Origin of the sequence: Actinomycetospora lutea (assembly GCF_028737205.1) — a bacterium.
Lineage (GTDB): Bacteria > Actinomycetota > Actinomycetes > Mycobacteriales > Pseudonocardiaceae > Actinomycetospora > Actinomycetospora lutea.
The window spans coordinates 40,452-62,404 of sequence record NZ_JAQZAL010000030.1 but is presented as its reverse complement, the minus strand read 5'-3'; the positions used below and the strand labels follow the sequence as shown (position 1 = coordinate 62,404).

Sequence of the window (21,953 nt, the reverse complement as noted above, 5' to 3'; positions counted from 1 at the left end):
CGCTCGGCGATTCCTAAGGACCCCCGGGCGCATCCTGCGCAGGAGAGTATTCTCCTGGGCCAGCCGAGACGGCGTCCTGAGGGTATGGACGCAGGAACCGTCCGGGATGCGTTCGGCAAGGCCCTGGGGCCGGAATGGGATGTCTCGGTGACGCGGCCTGGGTATCTCGGGCAGTGGGTCATCACGGCGACTTGCGACAGGCGGACGTGCTCGACGCAGTGGAGCACCTTGATGCTCGACATGCCCGGCAGGCTCGAGGAGCTCGCCGAGGCGTTCGCCCGGCGTGTCGGCTGATGCGATCCCCTACGGTCGACGAAGGCCCAGCCGGGTCAACAGGAAAAGGGGCCCGGCCGGCCAGGAAGGCCCCCTTACGACCCCGAGGTAGCGCCCTCCGCCGGCGACGGCGTGGCGCCAGCGCACCCTCCGCCAATGTCGAGGCGCGCGGAGCACCTCGTGGCGCCCGTCCCCGGCGATGCGGAAACGCCTCCGCGGCGGTCGGAGCGCCGACCGCGATGATCGGCGCCACGGGAGGAGCCGCGGTGTCGAGCGAGGCCGTTCGCCACGAGTGTCAGGCCGAGGGCTCCCAGCCACATCGCCGAGACACCGACCGTTCGCGGACCAGCCCGACCGACGGGCGCCGTGCAGGACGGACGACAGGCCCTCTTCGCCCCCGGCCGGACCCCCCGATCCGTCTGGAGACACGGTGCCGCCCGCCCGCCGCGTACAGGGCACGGCAGAAGAGCGGGCGGCACCGGTGGCACCGGCGGCACGGTGTCTCAGACCTCCTGACGGGCGCGTCCGCGCGCCACCGACCACCCTCCCAGGCCCATCGCGGCGAGCACCGCCCCGCCGCCGGCAAGCAGGGCCGTGTCGCCGCCACCGGCCGCGGTCGAGCCGCCGCCGGTGTCCGCCCCACCGGACGGCCCGGCCTAGACCTGGCCCGAGTCGGAGTCGTCGCCCGAGTCGCCAGACCCGCTGCCCGACCCGGAGGCGCTGTTCTCGCAGGCGACGCCGTCGTCGTCGCGGTCGAGGCCGTTCGGGTCGCTCGTGTCCTGCTCGTAGACGGCCTGAACCTCCTGCTGGGTGTCAGAGTCGGAGCACCGAGGCCTACGACCGCGCCCATTGACCTCAGCGGGGCGCCGACTCCCGCCACGCGGGCAGGGGTGCCGAGCACCTGCTGGAAAAGGCGGCGCGGCCAGCGTAGCGGGACGAGCCCGCGTCCGACGTGTCATCGAGCCGACCGCTCTGGCGGCCGGTGTAGCGACGACGGCCTCACGCGTTCGGTAGCTCAACCTCCGGGATGAGCTCCCAGGGCGACTCGACGCCGTAGTCCGCACGGTGCGGCGCTCAATGCGGATGTCGCGGTGGGTCCGGAGGAACCCAGAGCAGGGCTTCCGCATCTCCCGTAGAGCCGCCCAAGCTTCGGGTCCCGCGCGAAAGGTTACGTCGAAGCTCGGCTCTCGCCGCCGCGGACGGATGGGCTCTGCCCGGATGCGGATCTCGAGCCACTCCTCGACGTGCTCCGAGTCCACGCGTGCCATCCTTCGCGCTGCTCGCGAGGCGCTGAAGCCGAATCGGTGGACCGTTAGCTCATGGTGATGGCTTGCTCACTACTGCTGATGGAGGCGCTGCCCGTCTGGGAACGGCTACCGAGGAGTGACGGTCCAGTTGCCGCTGGACTGCACCTCGACAATCGACGGTTGAGCGAGGGTGCGAACCTGTGGCTGGTGAGCACAGACGACGACAAGACGCCCTTCGCGCTCGACGTGTTCGCGGACTCCTTCAACGGGCTGGTGAGCAAGGCGACCGAGGCCGTGATCCTCATGCACACCGGCAACCCAGAGCTGGCCGCCACCATGGGTGGTGGGGCTGGTGGAGCCACTAAGGGTTTCATCGTCGGGGGTGAGCGGCTGTGGAGACAGCGTCGCATGAAGCTCGCCGCCGCGGCTGAGGCCGCCCAGCGAGAGGCTTCCGGGATGACGGTCGACGGGCTCATCGAACATGCCCTCAACCAGGACGACGAGCGACGGCTCGACCTACTCCTGCGAGCGTTCCGGCGAGCCGCTCATGATGTCGATGAGGAGCGGGACCGCTTCTACGGTCGAATTGCCGCCGCTGGCGTCCTGGAGGCCGACGACGCCAGGGTGGACGCGCAGACTCGTGTGTTCCACACCGTCGCCCACCTCGCGATCGCTGATCTGCGGGCTCTTGTGCTCATGGCGGAACGTCCAGAGGTTGCGTCCTGGCATCGAGCGCTTTCCCATCAGCCCGGCTACGGCGAGGACACCCGAGTGCTCGATGAGGAGTTCCCAGCCCTTGCGCCGATGCTCGACTCGATCATGGCGACCCTCGATGGTCAAGGTCTGTCGAGTCATGGGAAGGCTTCGGCGGGGTGGGGCCGAACTACCGAGTGACCGCTTTCGGTGGGCTATGTGGGCTCTTCCGGATTCACAGTGCAAGAGATCCACAGTGCAGCAGTGACCGGATGCGGTAGTTGATCAGGTTGCGGAAGCCCAGTGCGTTGCGGCGCAACGCTTCGAGGCGGCCGTTGATGGCCTCGGTGGGCCCGTTGGAGGCCCGGTGGTCGAAGTAGGCCAGGACGTCGTCGCGTCGCCGGTGCAGCGTGCGCCCCAGGGTCGCCAGCTCCTCGAGTCCGTCGGGTAGTCCGGATCGGAGTCGGTCGATCACGCCGGTGAGCAGAGTCTTCCCGCGGGTGCGGTCAGGCTGTTCGTAGGCGGTGATGATCTGCTGGTAGGTCCACCAGGTGACCTCGACCGCGACGTGCTCGTCGTAGCCGAACACCGTCTCCAGGCGGGCGCGTTGGCGGTCGGTGAGCAGCCCGAGGCGGGTGCGCAGGCTCCGGCGGACGCGGTAGAGCGGATCGCCGGAACGTCCGCGGTGCCCGAGGGTGTCCTGCTGGACCCGTTGGCGGCACAGGTCGAGCTTGTGCCCGGCCAGGGCGACGACGTGGAACGGGTCCATCACCGTGACCGCGTCCGGCACGACTTCGGTGGCGGCGGTCTTGTAGCCGCCGAACCCGTCCATGGCCACGATGCGGACCTGGTCGCGGAACGCCGGCGTGCGGGCGGCCAGCCAGTCACGCACCGCCGCGGCGGAGCGGCCGGGGACCAGATCGAGCAGCCGCGCAGGCCCCTAACCGGCCACGACGGCGGTCAGATCGGTGATCACGGTGACGAACCCGTCGGCCTCGGCGGTGCGCACGTGGGCCCACTTGTGCTCGTCGACCCCGATCACCTCGACCCCGTCCAACCGCGCCGGGCCAGCGGTGAGCAGCAGCTCGCTGGTGGCGGCGACGGCGATGTCGTTGACGGTGTCCCAGGAGCGGCCGAGCTCGCGGGCCGCCGCGGCGACGGTGGACTTGTCCAGCATCAACCGGCGCAGGATGAACCTCGCGCACCGCCGGGTGGTCGACGCCCCGGGCCGAGCGAGCCGGCTGGTGTCGTGGGCGAAGATCGCCCGAGCGCAGCCGTCGTGGCGGCACTCGTAGCGCGGGACCTGGACCCGCAGCTCCAGCGGGTGCCCGACCACCGGGACGTCGCTGACGCGGCGTTCGGAGGTGTCGCGGTAGGTCCCGGCGATCCCACAGCCCGGACAGCGGCCGGGGCCTTCGACGAGCAGCTCGCACCACAGCACCGTGATCTCGCCGGCCACCGCGGCGTCGACGATCCGCACCCCGAGCTCCACGGTGCGGATGATCGTGTCGGCCACGATCTGGGCAGGCAGGGTCGTAGGCTGCGACATCGGGTCCCCGGGATGTTGGAGCTGGCTGGCGTAGGAACCGCCATCATCAACTTCTCGGGGCCCGCCTCATCACAGCGACACGACCCCAGCTTCAGGCCCGGTCACACCCTCAGCTGCACTCCATTTCCGGAAGAGCCGCTTAAGGCTGGTGCTCCGATGAGTCGAATCACTTCCATGACAACCATCGGATGTCCCCTCGACATTGTCCGGATGTTCTACCCGAAGTACATGGAAGACCGGGACACTCGGATCAACTCTGTGAACATTGAGTGGATCAACATCTTCAACGCGGCCGATGTCTTCGAGTCCAATCTCAAAAGCAAGACTGACTCTGAGCAGGGGCCCGCGTCCGGGCCGTCCCAACAGCGGACAGAGCCAGCAGCGGTAGGGAAGACGAACGCTGACGAGGTGGCAGCTAAACTCAGCGCAGCCTCCATCCGGTACTTGAACGAGTCTCTCACCCCACTGCAGGTATTGAAGGCCAAAGGCTTTCGCGTCCACAGTGGATATTGGGGTGAGGCCGACGAGGCTCACTGCTTCGAGCCCTTTGTGAAGTTGCTGCGCGAGCCCACCGCGCAGGCAGAACCTCGGGGTCCCGTGGTCGTCGACACAACGGAAGACGACGTCGCCTAGCTCGTTAACGGCCCTCGCGTACAGGACAGTTCTACTTGGCCGTTGCTCCGGTCGACAGATCGCGCTCTCGGGACCGACGGAGGGGGTAGCTTCGGACTGGGTCAGGACCGCCCGAGGGCCGCGTCTAGTAGCACCGCGGCGCTGGTGTGGAGCTCCCCACGGCTCACGTAGCTGTCTTTGAGAAACTGAGCCTGGCCCATGAGGTCAGCCTTCATGCGGTCGGTGAAGGTGATCTCGTCGTCGAGGATGGTCGCGTAGGTGCGGCGCCAGGTGTGCGGCGTCATCCAGCCCAAACCCACCTCCTCGCGTACAGAGCGAAGAGTCCGCCGCACGTTCGACGGCCAGCGGTAAGTGATGCGGCCGTCGCGGCCGGCCGCTGGGAACAGCGGCCACCCGTCCTCGCCCGGCTGCGCCAGACGTTCGCGGAGAAGGTCGGCGGCGAACCGGGGGAGCGGGATGACGCGGAGGGCGGCTTCGCTCTTGCCGTCATGGCGAACGAGGCCCTTGCCCTTCACCCACGTCACATTGCCGGCGATGGTAACGACCGGGACGCGCAGCGGGCCGTCCTGTCCGCGAACCGGCACGCCGTCTAGGTTCACATCGAGCCGGCGGACCGCCAGTGCCTCGCCGATGCGGAGGCCTGTGCCGAGGGAGAAGCGCACGAGGTCCGGCAGCTCAGCCGCCCGAGCAACCCGCTGCAGACGCCGGACTCGATCGTCGTCGGAGTCCTGGTCGAACCAGTCGAGCAGGGCCTGGCGCTCGTCCACCGTGAGCCCCCGAGGCTTCTTGGCCTGGCCTCTCGGCTGCTCGATGCGGTCGAGCTCGCGGACCGGATTTGCCGGCAGGGCCTCGTGGAGCACGGCGATCTGAAGGACGCCGCTGACGATCGAGCGCAGTGTGCGGCGGGTGGAAGCCGCGGCGCGGCTCGAGGGCCTCGAGGAAGGCATCGAGGCGCGCGACGGTGCACTCGCGCAGCTGGAGCGCGCCCAGGGCGGGGAGGATCGTGCGGTCGAGGTGATAGGCGTATAGCGCGTGGGTCGAGTCCTCCCGCTTGCGGTCCACCTTGGCGAGGTACAGCACCGCGGCCTCGAGGAAGCGAGACGCCGGCGTCAGTGCGGCACCGTGCCCGGTCTTGCCTCGCTGCCGCTGCTGGATGAGCTCGTGCAGAGCGGCCTTCGCAGCGGTCTTCGACGGACCGTGCTTGCGGAGCCGGCGGGTGACGCCGTCGCGGTCGCGGAAGCGGCAGCGAGCGACCCAGGAGCCGGGCTCTTCCTCGACGAGGGAGATGGTCCCGGGGGTGCCGAGCGGAAGGGGTGGACGGGCCATGTGGAGCGCCTCCCGAGGAGTTTCCGGCCCGTAAACGGACCGTCGATCTCCTGGAGGGAAGCACTGCAGGCCCGACACCTGCAACGATGGGTGCGCCGTCAGGGACTCGAACCCCGAACCCAGTGATTAAGAGTCACTTGCTCTGCCCATTGAGCTAACGGCGCGTGATCGGAACCCTAGCAAAGCTTGGGGACCGATCCGACAGCGGGTGCCCCCGCTGCCGTCCGGGTGAGTGACGGGACTTGAACCCGCGACACCTGGGATCACAACCCAGTGCTCTGCCAACTGAGCTACACCCACCATGGCAACTCTCCGGGTCTCCCCGGCGAGCCGTCGACAAGCCTACAAGCCGGGATCGAGCGGCTTGCGACCGGCTCCGCCCCCACGGCGGGGCCCCGTTCACCCGCGGCGCATGAGGCCCGGGGCCCGCAGCACGGCGAGGCTCGCGGTGAGCGCACCCGGAGGTCCGACCATGACCGACACCCCGCCCCGCAACGCCCCACGACCCGCTGCGGCCAGGACGCCCTGGTACCGCGCCCGGTGGGTGGTCCCGGTGCTCCTGGCCGTCCTGGTCGTCGTGTTCATCCTCGAGAACCGCGACCTGGTGACGATCCGCCTGCTCGTGCCCGTCGTCGTCATGCCGCAGTGGGCGGCGCTGACGATCACGCTGATCATCGGGCTGATCATCGGGTTCCTGCTGCGGCGCCGCCGGCACTGAGGTCAGCTCACGTCTGCGCGCCGGGCGGGGGTGCCTGGCCGCCGGCCGGGCCCCGCTCGGTGGCCTCCTCGGCGTTGACGCCGGCGCGGTCGTCGGCGACGACCGACGACGCCGCGGCCTGGGCCTCCTCGGAGCTCGGCCCCGGCATCGGCACGAACGCCGTGCGCCGGTAGTACTCGAGCTCGCGGATCGACTCGCGGACGTCGGCCAGCGCGCGGTGCGCGAGGCCCTTCTCCGGCTGCGCGTAGTAGATGCGCGGGTACCAGCGCCGGCACAGTTCCTTGATCGAGCTGACGTCGACCATGCGGTAGTGCAGGTAGCCGTCGAGCTCGGGCATGTCGCGGGCGATGAAGCCGCGATCGGTGGCGATCGAGTTGCCGCACAGCGGCGCGGAGCGGCCCTCGGGCACGTGCTCGCGGACGTAGTCGAGGACGAGCTTCTCGGCCTCCTCCATCGTCACCGTCGAGCGGCGCACCTCGTCGGTGAGCCCCGACTTCGCGTGCATCTCGCGCACCACGTCCGGCATCGCGTCGAGCGCGGGGTCGGGTGCGTGAATGACGACGTCGACGCCCTCGCCGAACGGGACGAGGTCCGCGTCGGTCACCAGGGCCGCGATCTCGATCAGCGCGTCGTTCCGCAGGTCGAGCCCGGTCATCTCGCAGTCGATCCACACCAGACGGGCGTTCACGGCCCTGACCCTAACGGCGCACGAGCCGCCCGGCCGGTCCACCGTCGATCACGAAGGGGGCCAGCAGACCGGGCGTGACGTCGTCGACGAGCTCGAGCGCGCGGGCGACGCCGACGTCGAGCACCTCGTAGCGACCCCGGCCGGCGGCGGTGACCGCGTGCAGCGTGACCAGGCCCGCGCGGCGCTGCGTGAGACTCTGCTCGAGCCGCCAGCCGATCACCCCGCCGCGGCGCAGCACGACGGTCCGGCGCACCCAGGCGCCCTGCCGGGCGACGAGGTGGTCGCCGGTGAGCGCGTGGCCCAGCGACCGGATGCGGTCGACGGCGAGCAGTGCGGCCCCGACGAGCAGGACGGGCACGAGGACACCGTCGGCGGGCGCCTGGGGCAGCGCGACCAGCACGACCGCGACGACGAGCGCCGGGACCAGCGCGCGGGTCACGCGGCGCACGATCGCGGCGCGCGGGTGGCGCTGCAGCGGTGTGCGGGTGGCCTCGTCCTCGCCGACGCCCAGCACGCCCGCCGCCAGCCGGTGGGCCTCGCGGCGCGGCATGGCGGGCCCGACCGCGCCGACGTGCTCCCCGGAGCCGTCGGAGTGCAGTCCCGTGGTCAGAGCGAGCGGGCGGGCGCCGCGCCCGAGGCGCAGCAGCAGCGGCTCGTCGACCTCGACGCCCCGGACGCGGCGGCCCTCCAGCGAGAGCGTCCGGCGCGTGAGCAGGCCGCGGCGCACGAGGAGCCCGCCGTCGTCGGCGCGCGTGAGGCGGTAGCCCCACCAGCCCTCGACGAACACGACGGCCGCGCCGAGCACGGCGGTGACGATCAGCGCCGCCGCGCCGAGCCAGATCGGCGCGCGCCCGGCGGTCTCCTCGAGGACCTGCCGGCCGGGGCGGAACGAGACCTCCTCGGCCAGGCGCAGCAGGCCGAACCAGACGGCGCCCACGACGGCGAGCGCCGAGAAGGTCAGCGGGGCGAACCGCACCCACGACCAGCGCAGACGGGCGAGCAGCGGCGAGGCGGGGGCGCCCGGCCGGGCCTCGCCCAGCAGCAGCGCCCGCAGGCGCTCGGCCTCCCCGCGCCCGACGGCGTCGAGGGTCAGCTCGGCGTCGTCACCGCCCTCGCGGCGGCCCGTGCCGACTCGCACCACGGCGAGCCCGAACAGGCGGTGCGCCGGGTTGGCGGTGAGGTCGGCGGTGCGGATGCGGTCGCGGTGCACGGCGTGGTGGTGGCGGCGCAGCAGGCCGGTGCGCAGCTCCACGCGGTCGGCACCGATGCGGTACGTCGTCGTGAACCAGCGCGAGATCCCGAACCCCAGGACCGCCGCGGCGAGGGCGAGCCCGCCCCAGAGCCGCCACCGGTCGTCGGCCGACCCGCCGGTGATCGCGATGACGAGCAGCACCGGCACCAGCTTCGCCAGGTCGACCACGGGGTGGACGACGAGCATGCGGCGGTCGAGGCGCTGCCAGTCGGTGCTGGTGGGCGCGCTCACGTGGCGTCCTCACCGAGGTGCTCGGTCGCGCGCGTGAGGCGGTCGGCCAGGGCGACGGCGTCGTCGGCGCGCAGCCCGTCAATCGTCAGCGCGCCGGACGACGACGCCGTCGTCACCGTCACCGACGACAGGCCCAGCAGACGCTGCAGCGGGCCGCGGTCGGTGTCGACGGTCTGGACGCGCGAGATCGGGGCGATGCGCCACTCGAGGCGCAGCCACCCCGAGAGCGTGTGCACCGCGTCGTCGGTGATCTCCCACCGGTGCAGGGCGTAGCGCCAGCGGGGCACGACGAGCAGGTGCACCACGCCGATCACGACCGTCAGGACGCCGGTGAGCACCATCAGCCGGGCGTAGTCGGGGAGGAACCACGCCACGCCGACCTGGGGGACGAGCGCCACGAGCGTGCCGAGCGCCGAGCGCAGCGCCCACCAGAGCTTCGCGCGCGGGCTCAGACGCTGAGCCGGCGTGCGCAGGCGGGGCTCGCCCGTCTCCGGCGTCGTCACCCGACCAGTCTGCCGAACATCAGGAGGCCGGGGAGCCGAGCTCCTTCTTGAGGATCTTTCCGGTGTTGTTGCGCGGCAGCTCGTCGAGGAACTCGACGTCGCGCGGGGAGGCGAAGCGCGCGAGGTGGTTCTTGACGTGGTCGCGCACCTGGTCGGCGTCGACCGACGCGCCCGGCTCGAGCACGAGGTAGGCCGCGAGGCGCTGGCCGTACTCCTCGTCGTCGACGCCGACGACCGCCACCTCCTTGACGCCGTCCATGTCGGCGAGCAGGCCCTCGACCTCGCCGGCGTGGATGTTCTCGCCGCCGGAGACGATCATGTCGTCGGCGCGGCCGGAGATGAACAGCAGGCCGTGGCGGTCGAAGTGCCCGAGGTCGCCGGTGCCGAGCATGTCGTCGACGACCTCGGTCTCGCCGCGTCCGCCGGTGTAGCCGGTGAAGAGCATGTCGTTGCCGACGAAGATGCGGCCGGTCTCGCCGGCCGGGAGCTCGCGGTCGTCGTCGCCGAGAATCTTCACGGTGGTGCCGACCGGCGGGCGGCCCGCGGTGCCGGGCTCGGCGCGCAGCTCCTCGGGCTTCGCGATCGATGCCCACGAGACCTCGGTGGAGCCGTAGAGCATGTAGAGCTTGTCTCCGAAGGTCTCGAGGAACTCGGTGACCTTCGCCGGGGGCATCGCCGAGCCGGTGGCGGTGACGGTGGCCAGCGCCGAGGTGTCGTAGCGCGCCTTGACCTCGTCGTCGAGCTCGAGGATGCGCTGCAGCATCACCGGCACCGCGAACATCGACGTGCACCGGTGCTGCGCGAGCTGGGCCAGCGCGTCCTCGGGGTCGAAATTGCGGCGCAGCACCAGCGTCGAGCCCATCAGCGAGCCGATCTGGAACGCCGCGAAGCCCCAGGTGTGGAACAGCGGCGCGGAGACCAGGGCGGGCTCGCGCGCGGTCAGCGGGATGCGCGAGAGGATCGCGTTGACCACGCCGATGCCGTGGGGGGAGGGGCGCTCGGCGCCCTTCGGGGTGCCGGTGGTGCCCGAGGTCAGCACGATCGTCTTGCCCACCGGCGGCTTCGTCGGCAGCGCCTGCGACCCGTCGGCACCGATGAGACCCTCGAGCGTGTCGTCGCCCCAGCATCCGACGCCCTCGGTCCAGGCGTACACGCGCTTGACCTCGGCGGGCACCTCGTCGAGCCGGTCGGCGAGGTCGGAGTCGACGACGATCGTCGTGATCTCCTGCTCCTGCGCGACGGCCTTCGTCTGCGCGGGCGAGAGCCCGGTGTTGAGCAGGACGACGTCCGCCCCGACCTTGCTCACCGCGAGGATCGTCTCGATGGGCCCGCGGTGGTTGCGGCACAGCACCGCGACGCGGCTGCCCGGCCCGACGCGGCGGTCGGCGAGCGCGCGGGCGAGCCGGTCGGTGCGCTCGTTGACCTCGCGGAAGGTGACGGTGCCGCGATCGTCGATGATCGCGACGCGGTCGGGGTGGCGCCAGCGCCCGACGAGGAAGGCCGTCGTCGGCGTGAACCCGTAGCGGTAGAGCGCCGTCGGGAACAGCGCGGCCCGGTGCGGCGCCACCGGGGCGATGACGCCCGCTCCGGTCAGCAGCCGCAGCCCGGTCGCGAGCTCGGTCGGGGTGCCGAACGGGGTCTTCACCAGTGCACTCCAGGGAGAAGTCGGGCCATGGCCTGGGCACCACGCGAGAGCGGGCCGGTCTCGAGCGTGCGCGCATCGTCGTGGTTCGGATGGTCACTACCCTCACGCGCCGCCGAGTCCACATGCCGCTCCGCAGCGGCCGACTCCGGGAACACGCGGTAGGCGACGTGCATGACGGCGTCCTTGAGCTGCGGGGTCAGCGCCCCGGCGACCGCGCCGAACGTGCCGAGCAGGGTGCCGACGTGCTTGGGGCGTTCGACCAGCGCGCGCATCACCTTGTCCGCCGCCTCCTCGGGCGAGTCGGTGGGGAAGGCGTCGTAGATGCGCGTCGGAGCGATCATCGGCGTGCGCACCAGCGGCATGTGGACGGTGGTGAACGTGACGCCCTCGCCGAGCACCTCGGTGGCGACGATGCCCGCCCACGCGTCGAGCGCGGCCTTGCTCGCGACGTACGCGGAGAACCGCGGCGGGCCGGTCTGCACGCCGATCGACGAGATGTCGACGACGTGCCCGAAGCGCCGCTCGAGCATGTGCGGCAGCAGCGCGAGCGTCAGGCGCACGGCGCCGAAGTAGTTGATGGCCATGGTGCGCTCGAAGTCGTGGAATCGCTCCAGCTCGAGGCGCACGCCGCGGCGGATCGAGCGGCCGGCGTTGTTGACCAGCATGTCGATGCCGGTGTCCGGCCCCGAGTGGTCGTTGATCATGGCCTTGACCAGCGCCTCGACCGACTCGCCGTCGGTGATGTCGCACGAGTACACCCAGGCCTGTCCCCTATCGGCGTGCTCCCCTGATTCGCGCTCGATCTGGGCCTTGACCTCCTCGAGCTCCTCGGTGCGGCGCGCCACGAGCAGCGGCACCCCGCCGGCCCGGGCGACCTTGTACGCGGTCTCGCGCCCGATCCCCGAGGAGGCGCCGGTGATCACCACGCGCCGGCCCTGCAGCGCGCCGCCCTCGCGGGGACGGCGGTGGCGGTTGGGGTCGAGGTGCTCGCGCCACCACGCCACGAGGGCGGGCGCGTAGTCCCCGACCTCCGGGCTCTGCAGGCCGGAGCCGGCGAGCGCCTGCGCGGTCCGCTCGGCGGTGAACCGCGTCGGGAACGTGAGGTGCGGGAGGACCTCGGGCGGGATGTCGAGCTCGGCCAGCCCGATGTCGCGGGCGGCGGCCAGGGCGGGCACCGTCGAGGCGGCGCCGGCGACGCGCTGCAGCAGCCCGCCGACCGCGTCGGGCATCGTCGCCTGGACCTTCGGGGCGCCCAGGGGCCCGGCCAGCGCGTTGAAGACCTCGGAGAGCGGCTGCGGGCGCGGGTGCACCAGGTGGAACGCGCGGCCGTCGAGGCCCGGGGCGTGGACGAGGTGGACCATCGCGTCGGCGACGAAGTCGACCGGGACGACGTTGGTGGCGCCGAGCTCGGGGATCGCGAAGCGCAGTGCTGACATCGACCCCGCCCACCCGAGCCGTCCGAGAAGCGAGATGGCGGTGAGCAGGTAGTACGGGCCGTCGACCTTGTCGATCTCGCCGGTCCGGGAGTCGCCGACGACCACCGCGGGGCGGTAGACGCGCCACGGGACGGTCGACTCCTCGCGGACGATGCGCTCGGCCTCGTACTTGGTGCGGTGGTACGGGTTGCCGAAGCGCTGGCCGACGTCGAGGTCGTCCTCGGTGAACGTGCCCTCGTGCTCGCCGGCGACCGCGACGCTGGACACGTGGTGCAGGCAGGTCGCGCCGAGGCGCGCGGCGAGCTCGGTGATCCCGCGCGTGCCGTCGACGTTGGCGCCGTGGTTGGTGGCCTCGTCGGCGGTGATGTCGTAGACCGCGCCGAGGTGCAGGACGTGGTCGACCCGCCCGGCGAGCCCGTCGACCTCCGCGTCGTGCAGGCCCAGCCGCGGCCGCGTGAGGTCGCCGACGACCGGCACGACCTTCTCGTGGCCGTCGACGTCGGCGAGGCGGCGCAGCAGCCGGTCGCGCGAGCCCTCGCGCACCAGGGCGTAGACCGCCTCGCAGTCGTCGCGGGCGAGCAGGCGCGTCAGCACCATCCGCCCCAGGAACCCGGTACCGCCGGTCACCAGATACCGCATGGCGCAGGATCGTGGCACAGCCCACCGGGGCCCGCCTACCGGCGGGTCACTTCGTGCTCACCGTTCGGGGTCGGCCATCTCGTCGACCTGGTCCTCGACGTCGTCGCCGGCGGCCTTCACCTGCTCGGTGGTCTTCTCGTCACCGGACTTGGCGGGGTCGAGGCCCTCGACCAGCGCCTCCTCGTCGTTGTACTCGGCGACGTAGCGCTGTTCGATGTTCGCCGCCTCGTGGCGCTGCTCGCTCATGCCGACCGACGGTAGGGGGTAGGAAGGCGGGGTGCCGGACGACGTGTGGGACCTCCCCACCGACCAGCAGCGTGCGCTGCGCAAGGCCGACGGCGTCGGGTTCCGTGCGCCGATGCTCGCGACGCTGTCCAAGGAGCATCCGCCGGGCGCGGGGTGGGTGTTCGAGCGCAAGCTCGACGGGGTCCGCGTCATCGCCACCCGCGCGGCGGGCGGGGCGCCGCGGCTGTGGTCGCGCAACCAGAAGTCGATGGACGCGAGCTACCCGGAGATCGTGGAGGCGCTCGACGCGCACGGCCCGGCGCAGTTCGTGCTCGACGGGGAGATCACCGCCGCCGACGGCACGTTCTCCAGCCTGCAGGCGCGCATGCACCTGCAGGACCCGAACCGGGCGCGCCGCACCGGGGTCGCGGTCGAGGCGCACCTGTTCGACCTGCTCGTCCTCGACGAGATCGACGTGACGCGGCTGCCGCAGTCGACGCGGCACCGGATCCTCGACGCGGTCGTGACGTTCGAGGCGCCGCTGTTCCGCTCGCCCGCGCTGGAGGGGGACCCGTCCGACCTGCTCGCCGAGGCGTGCGGGGACGGCTGGGAGGGGCTGATCGCCAAGCGCGGCGACGCGCCCTACGTCGCCGGCGGGCGCAGCCGCGACTGGCTCAAGCTCAAGTGCGTCCGCGACCAGGAGTTCGTCATCGGCGGCTGGACCGACCCGAGCGGGTCGCGGCGGGGGCTCGGGGCGCTGCTGGTCGGCTACTGGTCGGCGGGGGAGCTCCGCTACGCCGGGAAGGTCGGGACCGGCTACGACGCGGCGGCGCTGACGATGCTGCGGGACCGGCTCGACCCGTTGGCGGTGTCGGAGAGCCCCTTCGCCGACGCCGTGCGCGAGAAGGGGCAGCACTGGGTGCGCCCGGAGCTCGTGTGCGCGGTCGGGTTCGGCGAGTGGACCACCGACGGCCGGCTGCGCCACCCGCGCTACCAGGGGCTGCGGGAGGACAAGGACCCCGCCGACGTCGTGCGGGAGCAGTGACCTCCCTCCCCAGGTTCCTGGCACGCTGGTCGGCGGCCCACGGGGGGATCGAGCCGCGGGGCCTCGTCCTGGCGTGGCTGCGGGTGGTGTTCGTCGCCGTGCGGCCGCTGGCGCGCCGAGGTGTGCCGCCGTGGGTGCTGACGGCGCTGTCGTGTCTGTGCGGGGTGGGGGTGCCGCTCTGGGTGCTCGCCGGGTTCCCGGTCGTCGGGGCGCTCTTCGTGGTCCTGTGCGCCCTGCTGGACGGGCTCGACGGGGCGGTCGCGGTGCTCACCGACACGGCCACCGCGTGGGGCCGGGTGCTCGACCCGCTCGTCGACCGCATCGGCGACGTGGCCTTCCTCGTGGCGCTGGTGCTGGCGGGCGCGCCGGGGTGGCTCGCGGTCGGGGTGGGGACGCTGACCCTGCTCCAGGAGTCGGTGCGCGCCTCGGCGCGGCTGCCCGACGTGGGCGTGGTCAGCGTCTGGGAGCGGCCCTCGCGCGTGATCGTCGCGGCGCTGGGTCTGCTCGGGACCGCGGTGACCCCGTGGCTGCCGGTGGCGACGATCGCGGTGACCATCGCGGCCGTGCTCGCGGTCGTCGGCTTCACCCAGGTGCTCGTGACGGTGCGGCGCCGCCTCCGTACGTGAGCGGAATTCACGGCTATAGCCGTGAATTTCGCTCACGTACGCCGATCAGCCGGGCCGTGATCTCGGCGGACAGGGTGACGAGGGGCAGGCCGCCGCCGGGGTGGGCGGAGCCGCCGACGAGGTAGAGCCCGTCGACCGGCGAGCGATTCGCCGGGCGCAGGAACGCCGCGAGCGCGCCGTCCGACGACGTCCCGTAGATGCTGCCGCCGGGCGAGCGGGTCTCGCGCTCGAGGTCGGCGGGTGTGCGGACGACGCGGTGGCGGACGCGGTCGCGCACGTCGACGCCGCGCTGCGCCATGAGCGCGAGGACGCGGTCGGCGTAGCGCGCCGCCCGCCCGGGCGCGTCCCAGTCCACACCGCCCCCGGGGTCGTGACGCGGCGCCGTGACGAGCACGAACCACGTCTCGGCGTCCTCGCCGGGTCGCAGCGCCGGGTCGTCGGGCGCGTGCACGTACACCGCGGGCGACGCGGCCGGTGCCCCGCGCCGGTAGGCGTCGAACTCGGCGTCGTAGGCCGCGCGCGTCCGCGGGAAGAGCACGCGGTGGTGCGGGGTCGCGGGGTCGCGCCCGGCCAGCCCGAGCAGCAGCACGAACCCCGACGACGAGGGCGTCGCCCGGTGCAGCCGGCGAGACTGCGCGCGGTGCGGGAGCAGCCCGCCGGGCCCGTAGACCGTCGCGGCGTCGGCGTTGGCCACCACGACGTCGGCGCGCAGGCGCTCCCCGGCGGCCAGCCGCACCCCGCCCGCGCGCCCGCCGTGCACCTCGATCGCCTCGACGCGGGCGCCGGTCCGCACCGTGACGCCCAGCGTGCGGCACCGCTGCGCCACCGCCTCCGCGAGCCGCCGCAACCCGCCGCGCACGTACCAGGACCCGAACTCCTGCTCCACGTACGGCACGACCGCCAGCGCGGCGGGCGCGCGGCGCGGGTCGGAGCCCGAGTAGGTCGCGTACCGGTCGAGCAGCATGCCGAGGCGCTCGTCGCGCAGGTACCGCGCGCCGACCCCGCGCAGGCTGCGCCAGGGCGCCACGGCGAGCAGGTCGCGCCCGCGCAGCGAGAGCCGCGCGAGCCCGGCGGGGGAGACCGGCGACTCCAGGAAGTGCTCGTGCGTCGCGTGCCAGACGCGCTCGGCGTGGTCCAGGAAGCCCGCCCACTGGTCACCGGCCCCGCCGCCGAGGGCCGCGTCGAGGGCGTCGGGGACCGCGGCGCGCCGTCCGGGCAGGTCGAGCACGGTGCCGTCCCCGAAGCGGTAGCGGGCGGCGACGTCGAGCGGCTCCAGGTCGAGCACGTCGCGCAGCGGTGCGCCGGTGTCGGCGAACAGCCGCTCGAGCACCGGCGGCATCGTCACCAGCGAGGGCCCGGTGTCGAAGCGGTACCCGCCGACCTCGACCGTCCCGAGCTTGCCGCCGACCCGCTCGGCCTGCTCCAGCACCGTCACCGCGTGGCCCTCGGCCGCGAGCCGGGCCGCGACCGCCAGCCCGCCGAGCCCCGCGCCGACGACGACGGCGGTGCTCATGCCGCCGCGGGGGTCACGGGGCGCCCGCGCCAGCGCAGGGTCCCCGCGCGGCGCGCCCGCCACGAGTCCGCGGTGAGCGCCGCGAGCACGAGCACCGAGACCGGGTGCGCCACCGCGTCGGCGACCCGCGCGCCGGTGCGCCGCGCCGCCAGCGCGCGGCTCGCCACGCCCGCGAGGTAGCCCGCGAGCCCGACCCGCGACCCGCCCAGGGCCGCGACCGCCGGGACGACGTGCACGAGCCCGAGCAGCGCGATCACCGCGCCGGCCCGCGGCCGGGTGCCGAACGCCGCCCACAGCGACTTCGTGTAGCCCGCGCGCAGCTCCTGCCCGTCCCGGTACATGCGGCAGCTCGCGACGCCGGTGCCGTCGGCGACGACACCCCGGAACCCGTGGCGCTTCAGCGTGCGCAGCAGGGCGATGTCGTCGAGGACCGCGGCGCGCGGGTGCCCGCCGGCGGCGCGGTAGGCGCGGGCGTCGACGGCGAGCAGCTGCCCGTTCGCCGCGGTGAGCATGGGCCGGGGCGAGCGCTCGGCGATCCCCAGCGGCAGCGTCGCGAGCCAGGACCACGCGAGCAGCGGCTGCACGAGGCGCTCCGCGGGGGTGACGGCGAGCTGGTGCGGGTGCGGGCAGACCAGGTCGAGGCCGCTGCGGCGCAGCAGGTCGACCGTGGCGGCGAGGCCGTGCCGGGCGACGCGGACGTCGGCGTCGACGAAGACGAGCACGTCGGCGCGGGTGGCGTCGGCCAGCCGGCGGCAGGCCCAGGGCTTGGCGAGCCACCCCGGCGGGGGCGGGGCGCCGTCGAGCACCCGCGCCCCGGCCTCGCGGGCGTGCGCGGCCGTCGCGTCGGTGGAGCCGTCGTCGAGCACCAGGATCTCGGCGGGGACGGGCCAGCGCTCCACCGCGGCGCGCAGCGCGCGCACGCAGCCGCCGATCTGCTCCTGCTCGTCGCGCGCCGGGACGAGCACGGCGACGCGCTCACGGGGCGGCGCGGCGGCCGGGTCGGGGACGCGCACGCGGCGCAGGTTGTCGACGGTGAGGGCCAGCGAGGCCCCGGCGAGGATCGAGCCGACGGTGACCGCGGCCCTCACGCCGCGATCCGTTGCCGGGTCGGCGCGGGCGCGGCAGCGCTGCCGTGGAGGCGCAGGACGACGATGAGCGGGACGCCGACGAGACCCATGAGCAGGCCGCCGACCAGCGCCACGGTCGGGCGCCCGAAGAAGACCGCGGCGGCCATCGTCGAGGACAGGAACGTCCACAGCCACAGCGCCAGGGGCAGGCGGTCGTCGGTGGCCGGGCCCGCCGGCATGACGCGGTCGAGCGCGGCGATCATGACCAGCGAGACGAGCAGCCACCCGGCGAAGTTCGAGACCGGGATGCCGGGCACGCCGGGCAGCGCGGGCGTGGGATCGAGCCAGTACCAGTTGCCGGCGTCGACCATCTGCGGGTCGAGGAACACGTCCCAGCTCGCGAGCGCCCAGGCGCCGAGGACGGTCGTGGCGCCCCGGCCCCGGCCGAGCGCGGTCGCGAGGCGTCGGCCGACCACCAGCGCGGGGTAGGACATCATCGTCCAGGCCGCCGGCACCACGAGCGGGACGCCGAGCAGGGACGGGCCGAGCGCGTCGGTGTAGCGGTACTCGCCGAACGGCAGGCCGGTGGCGAGCCCGACGGCCTCGATCACGAGCCCGCCGCCGGCGGCGACGACGACCAGCCCGACCGCCGCGCCGGGCCCCCGCGCGAGCAGGGCGTGGCTCACCGAGGCCAGCGCGAAGAGCGCGACCGAGACGACGGTCAGCGTCGGGGTCCCGCCGCCGGTCAGCGGGAACGCGATCTGCACGGCCACCGCGCCCGCGCCGAGCAGCCAGGGCACGAGGTGGCGGCGGGGGAGGTGGGCGAAGTAGGTGCGGACGGGGGCGAGGACGTTCACCGGCCGGCTCCCGCGAGGGCCGGCGCGGGCATCCCCGTCCCGGCCTCCGTCCCGTTCTCCGTCCCCGCGTCCGCGGGCGGCCCGGGAGTGCGCCACCGCCGGTCGAGCGCGTCGGTCGCCGTCCACCCGACCAGCAGCAGGACGTGCAGCACGAACAGCCACAGGGCGACCGCCACCGTGGCCCCGATGACGTCGAGCCCGCCGAACGGGATGCCGAGGTCGATCGGCAGCGCGAGGAACAGCAGGAAGCCCTGCAGGAAGCCCCCGACCACCGCGGCCGTGCCGAACGCCCCGATCAGCGAGGCCGGCCACCCGAGGCGGCCGGGCGCGACGACGCGGAAGCCCCAGGCGATGACGACGCCGAGCGCGACGAACGAGACGTGGAAGGCGACGACGACCCACCCCAGCGTGCCGGCGACCCCTCCGGTGCGGGCGAGGTCACCGAGCAGCGGCGCGCTCGCGAACACCCCGAGCGCGAGCACGGGGACGGCGAGCACGAGCGGCAGCAGCGCGAGCCGGGCGCGCCAGCCGGTGAAGCGGTCGTGGCGCGGCGCGAGGCGCAGGCAGGCGCGGCGCAGGCCCTCGCCGTAGAACGTCGCGGGGAAGATCGTGATCAGCGCGCCCCAGGGGCCGAGGTCGAGCCCGGCGCGCACGAGGGCGTCCCACACCGGGCGCGCGCCCATCTCCGGCGGCACGAGCAGGCGCAGGTCGGCGAGATAGGCGGCGACCGTCGCCGGCGAGCTGATCAGCGCCGCGCCCCACACGGCCAGCAGCAGCCAGGGGACGACCCCGAGCGCGGCGAAGTAGGTCAGGCCGGCCGCGACGGCGGCGAGGTCGCGCCCGCGCAAGGTCTCCACGACGCTCGAGACCACGCCCCGGACGGCGGCCGGGACGCGGGTGGACAAGAGAAGGCGCACCCGGCGGACGTACCCCGCCCCGCTCGCCCACAACCGAATCCGGCCGGTCTCTCGTGGCGAGGATCCTCCGACAGGGCCGACGGGTCCTGTCGTGCTACCGAATGGCTCGGGAGGTTCCCCCCTGCGGTGCTCACGGTCCCGGGACGCGCCCTGATCGCCGGTCGCCACGGGCACGGGACGGGTCGTCAGCCCGCGGTCAGCCGATCGGCGCCCGGCCCGGTGCGCTCGACCGCCGCCCACCCGGTGTCGTGCGCCCGCTCGGCCTCCTCCGCGCGCCCGCCGCCGCGCAGCCCGAACAGGCGCTTGGCGACGAGCAGGTAGGCGACGACGGCGAGGTTGACGACCAGCGCGACGATCTTCGTCGGGGTCGGCCCGTGGCTGAGCTCCCAGACCTCGGGCACGAGCAGCACCATGGTGGCGACGAAGGTCAGGTACTCCGCCCAGCGGCGGGCGTACCAGAGGCCGACGGCCTCGACGGTCTCGAGCACCGCGTAGGCGAGCAGGGCGGCCGCGAGCCAGTGCAGCGTGCGGTCGGGGACGGCGAAGGCGCGCTCGACCTCGACGAGCAGCGTCGGCCCGCCGTGCCCGACCGGTCCGCCGAGGGCGCCCTGGAGCACCCCGACGATCCGCCCGGCCGTCGGGCCCCACGCCTCGCGGTAGGCGGCGAAGAGCAGCACGGCGGTGGCGAGCAGCGTGAGGCCCACGACGTGCAGGGCGCGGTCGAGGGCGATGAGGCGCAGGACGAAGCGGTCGCGCAGCGGGCGCCCGCGCAGGGGCACCTCGATCCCGTCGGGGCCCGGGACGGTGTCGCGGGCGGGCGCGGCGGGCGGCGCGCCGGGCTCCCAGGCGTCGCAGCGCAGGCACCGGTACCAGCGCAGTCCGTCGGCGTCCTGGCGCACCAGCAGCGCGTCCTGCGCCCGCACCGTGGCCGCGTCGGTGCCCACGAGCGCGTGCCCGTGCAGCGCGCAGCCCAGGAGCTCGTAGCGCAGCCTCACGGGCGCCGATGCTAGGCCGGGACGCCGCCGGGCAGGGACGGGAGCGCGGCCAGCACGTCCTCGGGGCCCACGGCCAGCAGCGCGGGGTCCGGGACGTCGGCGAAGCGGTCGCCGCGGCGGGCGCGGTCGTCGCCCAGGACGACGTGCGCGGCGCCGGGCGGCGGCCCCCACCGGGTCGGCGGGACGGGCCCGAACAGCGTCACCGAGGGGGTCCCGAACGCCGTGGCGACGTGGCTGATCCCCGTGTCGCCGGCGATCACGAGCGACGCGGCGGCGACGAGGTCGAGCAGGCCGGCGAGGTCGGTGCGCCCGCCGAGGTCGGCGTCGGGCCGCAGGCCCGCGCGGGCGACGACCTCGGCGGTCAGGCGCCGCTCGTCGTCGCCGCCGGTGACGACCACGGGGTGGCCCCGGGCCTGCAGCGCGGCCGCGCACACCGCGAACCGGGCCGCGGGCCAGCGCTTCGACCCGTACGCGGCGCCGGGGTGCACGACGACGGACCCGCCGGGGACGGCGCGCCGGCCGGGGAGGTGCAGGTCGTCGGCGGCGCCGGCGGCCGTCTCGGGGCTGACGAGTCCGGCGTCGGCGAGCAGGTCGCACCAGCGGCGGCGCTCGGGGCGGGCGGGGTCGTCGGACCACGCCGGCCCGTCCCACCCGGGCGCGGCGTGCCCGATCTGTCGCCGGGCGCCCAGCGCCGCCAACCGCGCGTGGCTCTGCGGCCCCGCGCCGTGGAGGTTGACGGCGAGGTCCGGGGTACGTGAGCGAACTTCGGGGCTATAGCCCCGAAGTTCGCTCACATGGGTGTCCACCGCCTCGACCAGGGAGACCACCGGGGCGAGGGCCTGCGGGGCGACGAGGACGATCTCGTGGTCCGGGAGCGCGCGGCGCAGCAGGCGCAGCGCGGGCACCGCGACGAGCAGGTCGCCGAGGCCGAGGTCGCGCAGGACCACGGCCGTCGGCGAGCTCACGGCCTCACCGGGCGTCGCCGAGCCCCTCGCGGAGCTGGACGAGGGTCTTCGCGAGCAGGCGCGAGACGTGCATCTGCGAGATGCCGACCTGCTCGGCGATCTGCGACTGGGTCATGTTCCCGAAGAAGCGCAGCTTGATGATCGTGCGCTCGCGCTGCGGGAGCTTCTCGAGCAGCGGGGCCAGCGACTGCTGGTACTCGACCTGCTCGAGCGCCGCGTCGGCCTCGCCGAGCAGGTCGGACACGGTGCCCGAGTCCGGGTCGTCGACGAGCATCTCGTCGAGCGAGCCGCTGCGGTAGGCGTTCGACGCCTCGAGGGCCTCGAGCACCTCCTCCTTGCCGATGTCGAGGTGCTCGGCCAGCTCGGCGGCGTTCGGCGCGCGGCCCAGCGTCTGCGACATCTGCGACATCGCCGCCGACAGCGTGACGTTGAGGTCCTTGAGCCGGCGCGGCACGCGCATCGACCAGGCCTGGTCGCGGAAGTGCCGGCGCACCTCGCCGGTGATCGTCGGCACCGCGTAGGACAGGAAGTCGGTGCCGCGGTCCGGGTCGTAGCGGTCGACGGCGTTGATCAGCCCGAGCGTCGCGACCTGCTCGAGGTCCTCCTCGGGCTCCCCGCGCCGCGAGAACCGCCGTGCGATGTGCTGGGCGACCGGCAGGTGCCCGCGCACGAGCTCGTCGCGCAGCCGCAGCCGCTCGGGCGAGCCCTTCTCGAGCGCGGCGTGCTCGGCGAGCTTGGGCATGAGGTGGTCGTACTCGCCACGCGAGCCCGAGCGGTTGCCGTTGCGGCGGCCGCGCTCCTGCTGGTCGGTCTGCTCGCCGTCGATCCGCGCCGTGACGTCACCCTGCGCGGCCTGGTCACCGGTCGCGCCGGCGGTGTCGGTCATGGCGTGGATCGAGCTCACATCCGT

Annotated in this window: 21 protein-coding genes, 2 tRNA genes and 1 pseudogene; 7 read left to right on the top strand and 17 right to left on the bottom strand. The window is 73.8% G+C overall.

Annotated features, from left to right (window positions below):
* Positions 1-84: 84 nt before the first annotated feature.
* Both PHK61_RS26005 and PHK61_RS26000 read left to right on the top strand, forming a co-directional pair.
* A complete protein-coding gene (locus tag PHK61_RS26005) occupies positions 85-294 on the top strand; it encodes a hypothetical protein (protein WP_274283926.1) in 210 nt (69 codons plus the stop codon).
* A gap of 1,433 nt (positions 295-1,727) precedes the next feature.
* Entirely contained in the window at positions 1,728-2,414 is a 687-nt protein-coding gene (locus PHK61_RS26000) for a hypothetical protein (RefSeq protein ID WP_274283925.1), read from the top strand.
* Between the two features lie 34 nt (positions 2,415-2,448).
* On the opposite strand, the pseudogene PHK61_RS25995 reads toward PHK61_RS26000, so the two are convergent.
* Positions 2,449-3,762 (bottom strand): annotated as a pseudogene (locus PHK61_RS25995) (ISL3 family transposase).
* Positions 3,763-3,936: 174 nt separating this feature from the next.
* Here PHK61_RS25995 and PHK61_RS25985 point away from each other — a divergent pair.
* On the top strand, positions 3,937-4,395 hold the full coding sequence (locus PHK61_RS25985; protein ID WP_274283924.1) for a hypothetical protein: 459 nt from the start codon (positions 3,937-3,939) through the stop codon (positions 4,393-4,395).
* Positions 4,396-4,496: 101 nt separating this feature from the next.
* Here PHK61_RS25985 and PHK61_RS25980 read toward each other — a convergent pair whose 3' ends face one another.
* A complete protein-coding gene (locus PHK61_RS25980) occupies positions 4,497-5,255 on the bottom strand; it encodes a tyrosine-type recombinase/integrase (protein WP_274283923.1) in 759 nt (252 codons plus the stop codon).
* Positions 5,256-5,301: 46 nt separating this feature from the next.
* Between PHK61_RS25980 and PHK61_RS25975 the strand changes: the two genes are divergently transcribed.
* On the top strand, positions 5,302-5,424 hold the full coding sequence (locus PHK61_RS25975; protein ID WP_274283922.1) for a hypothetical protein: 123 nt from the start codon (positions 5,302-5,304) through the stop codon (positions 5,422-5,424).
* A 388-nt stretch (positions 5,425-5,812) separates the two neighbouring features.
* On the opposite strand, the gene PHK61_RS25970 is transcribed toward PHK61_RS25975, so the two are convergent.
* Together PHK61_RS25970 and PHK61_RS25965 are read right to left on the bottom strand one after the other, a co-directional pair.
* Positions 5,813-5,885 (bottom strand) — tRNA-Lys (locus PHK61_RS25970).
* A 63-nt stretch (positions 5,886-5,948) separates the two neighbouring features.
* A tRNA-His gene (locus PHK61_RS25965) sits at positions 5,949-6,021 on the bottom strand.
* Positions 6,022-6,193: 172 nt separating this feature from the next.
* Here PHK61_RS25965 and PHK61_RS25960 point away from each other — a divergent pair.
* Entirely contained in the window at positions 6,194-6,439 is a 246-nt protein-coding gene (locus PHK61_RS25960) for a DUF1049 domain-containing protein (RefSeq protein ID WP_274283921.1), read from the top strand.
* Between the two features lie 7 nt (positions 6,440-6,446).
* Here PHK61_RS25960 and orn read toward each other — a convergent pair whose 3' ends face one another.
* The 6 genes from orn to PHK61_RS25930 are packed head-to-tail and all read right to left on the bottom strand — an operon-like array spanning position 6,447 to position 13,079.
* Positions 6,447-7,127 (bottom strand): oligoribonuclease, encoded by a 681-nt coding sequence (orn, locus tag PHK61_RS25955; protein ID WP_274283920.1) that lies wholly within the window; start codon positions 7,125-7,127, stop codon positions 6,447-6,449.
* Positions 7,128-7,137: 10 nt separating this feature from the next.
* On the bottom strand, positions 7,138-8,610 hold the full coding sequence (locus PHK61_RS25950) for a PH domain-containing protein (RefSeq protein WP_274283919.1): 1,473 nt from the start codon (positions 8,608-8,610) through the stop codon (positions 7,138-7,140).
* Positions 8,607-9,113: a PH domain-containing protein gene (locus PHK61_RS25945; RefSeq protein ID WP_274283918.1), complete on the bottom strand. Its 507-nt coding sequence runs from the start codon at positions 9,111-9,113 to the stop codon at positions 8,607-8,609. Before PHK61_RS25945 ends, PHK61_RS25950 begins: the two co-directional genes overlap by 4 nt.
* A gap of 19 nt (positions 9,114-9,132) precedes the next feature.
* Positions 9,133-10,758 carry an AMP-binding protein gene (locus PHK61_RS25940; protein ID WP_274283917.1) on the bottom strand — a complete coding sequence of 542 codons (1,626 nt, stop codon included), beginning with the start codon at positions 10,756-10,758 and terminating at the stop codon, positions 9,133-9,135.
* A complete protein-coding gene (locus tag PHK61_RS25935) occupies positions 10,755-12,833 on the bottom strand; it encodes an SDR family oxidoreductase (RefSeq protein WP_274283916.1) in 2,079 nt (692 codons plus the stop codon). Before PHK61_RS25935 ends, PHK61_RS25940 begins: the two co-directional genes overlap by 4 nt.
* A 57-nt stretch (positions 12,834-12,890) precedes the next feature.
* On the bottom strand, positions 12,891-13,079 hold the full coding sequence (locus PHK61_RS25930) for a hypothetical protein (RefSeq protein WP_274283915.1): 189 nt from the start codon (positions 13,077-13,079) through the stop codon (positions 12,891-12,893).
* 31 nt (positions 13,080-13,110) lie between these two features.
* Between PHK61_RS25930 and ligD the strand changes: the two genes are divergently transcribed.
* Positions 13,111-14,103, top strand: coding sequence for a non-homologous end-joining DNA ligase (gene ligD / locus PHK61_RS25925; protein ID WP_274283914.1), 993 nt, complete (start codon positions 13,111-13,113; stop codon positions 14,101-14,103).
* Positions 14,100-14,729: a CDP-alcohol phosphatidyltransferase family protein gene (locus PHK61_RS25920; RefSeq protein WP_274283913.1), complete on the top strand. Its 630-nt coding sequence runs from the start codon at positions 14,100-14,102 to the stop codon at positions 14,727-14,729. The genes ligD and PHK61_RS25920 overlap by 4 nt, the downstream gene beginning before the upstream one ends.
* A 13-nt stretch (positions 14,730-14,742) precedes the next feature.
* On the opposite strand, the gene PHK61_RS25915 is transcribed toward PHK61_RS25920, so the two are convergent.
* The 7 genes from PHK61_RS25915 to PHK61_RS25885 all read right to left on the bottom strand — a co-directional run bounded on the left by PHK61_RS25915 (position 14,743) and on the right by PHK61_RS25885 (position 21,785).
* The gene (locus tag PHK61_RS25915) at positions 14,743-16,242 is read right to left on the bottom strand and encodes a phytoene desaturase family protein (RefSeq protein WP_274283912.1); all 1,500 of its coding nucleotides are present in this window, start codon (positions 16,240-16,242) and stop codon (positions 14,743-14,745) included.
* Complete coding sequence (locus PHK61_RS25910; RefSeq protein WP_274283911.1) at positions 16,239-17,330, bottom strand: glycosyltransferase family 2 protein; 1,092 nt, start codon at positions 17,328-17,330, stop codon at positions 16,239-16,241. Before PHK61_RS25910 ends, PHK61_RS25915 begins: the two co-directional genes overlap by 4 nt.
* Positions 17,327-18,166 carry a carotenoid biosynthesis protein gene (locus tag PHK61_RS25905; protein WP_274283910.1) on the bottom strand — a complete coding sequence of 280 codons (840 nt, stop codon included), beginning with the start codon at positions 18,164-18,166 and terminating at the stop codon, positions 17,327-17,329. Before PHK61_RS25905 ends, PHK61_RS25910 begins: the two co-directional genes overlap by 4 nt.
* Positions 18,163-19,071: a YhjD/YihY/BrkB family envelope integrity protein gene (locus PHK61_RS25900; protein ID WP_274283909.1), complete on the bottom strand. Its 909-nt coding sequence runs from the start codon at positions 19,069-19,071 to the stop codon at positions 18,163-18,165. The genes PHK61_RS25905 and PHK61_RS25900 overlap by 4 nt, the downstream gene beginning before the upstream one ends.
* A gap of 197 nt (positions 19,072-19,268) precedes the next feature.
* Positions 19,269-20,078, bottom strand: a complete 810-nt coding sequence (locus PHK61_RS25895) for a DUF2127 domain-containing protein (RefSeq protein WP_274283908.1) — start codon at positions 20,076-20,078, stop codon at positions 19,269-19,271.
* Positions 20,079-20,089: 11 nt separating this feature from the next.
* A complete protein-coding gene (locus PHK61_RS25890) occupies positions 20,090-21,043 on the bottom strand; it encodes a glycosyltransferase family 9 protein (RefSeq protein WP_274283907.1) in 954 nt (317 codons plus the stop codon).
* Between the two features lie 4 nt (positions 21,044-21,047).
* Entirely contained in the window at positions 21,048-21,785 is a 738-nt protein-coding gene (locus PHK61_RS25885; RefSeq protein WP_274283934.1) for a SigB/SigF/SigG family RNA polymerase sigma factor, read from the bottom strand.
* Positions 21,786-21,953: the final 168 nt, after the last annotated feature.

Bases quoted from the DNA above. Each gene is read 5' to 3' on its own strand.
- PHK61_RS26005 (WP_274283926.1), top strand. From the start codon at position 85: ATGGACGCAGGAACCGTCCGGGATGCGTTCGGCAAGGCCCTGGGGCCG.
- PHK61_RS25985 (WP_274283924.1), top strand. From the start codon at position 3,937: ATGACAACCATCGGATGTCCCCTCGACATTGTCCGGATGTTCTACCCG.
- PHK61_RS25960 (WP_274283921.1), top strand. From the start codon at position 6,194: ATGACCGACACCCCGCCCCGCAACGCCCCACGACCCGCTGCGGCCAGG.
- PHK61_RS25935 (WP_274283916.1), bottom strand. From the start codon at position 12,833: ATGCGGTATCTGGTGACCGGCGGTACCGGGTTCCTGGGGCGGATGGTG.
- PHK61_RS25930 (WP_274283915.1), bottom strand. From the start codon at position 13,079: ATGAGCGAGCAGCGCCACGAGGCGGCGAACATCGAACAGCGCTACGTC.
- PHK61_RS25915 (WP_274283912.1), bottom strand. From the start codon at position 16,242: ATGAGCACCGCCGTCGTCGTCGGCGCGGGGCTCGGCGGGCTGGCGGTC.
- PHK61_RS25885 (WP_274283934.1), bottom strand. From the start codon at position 21,785: ATGCCCAAGCTCGCCGAGCACGCCGCGCTCGAGAAGGGCTCGCCCGAG.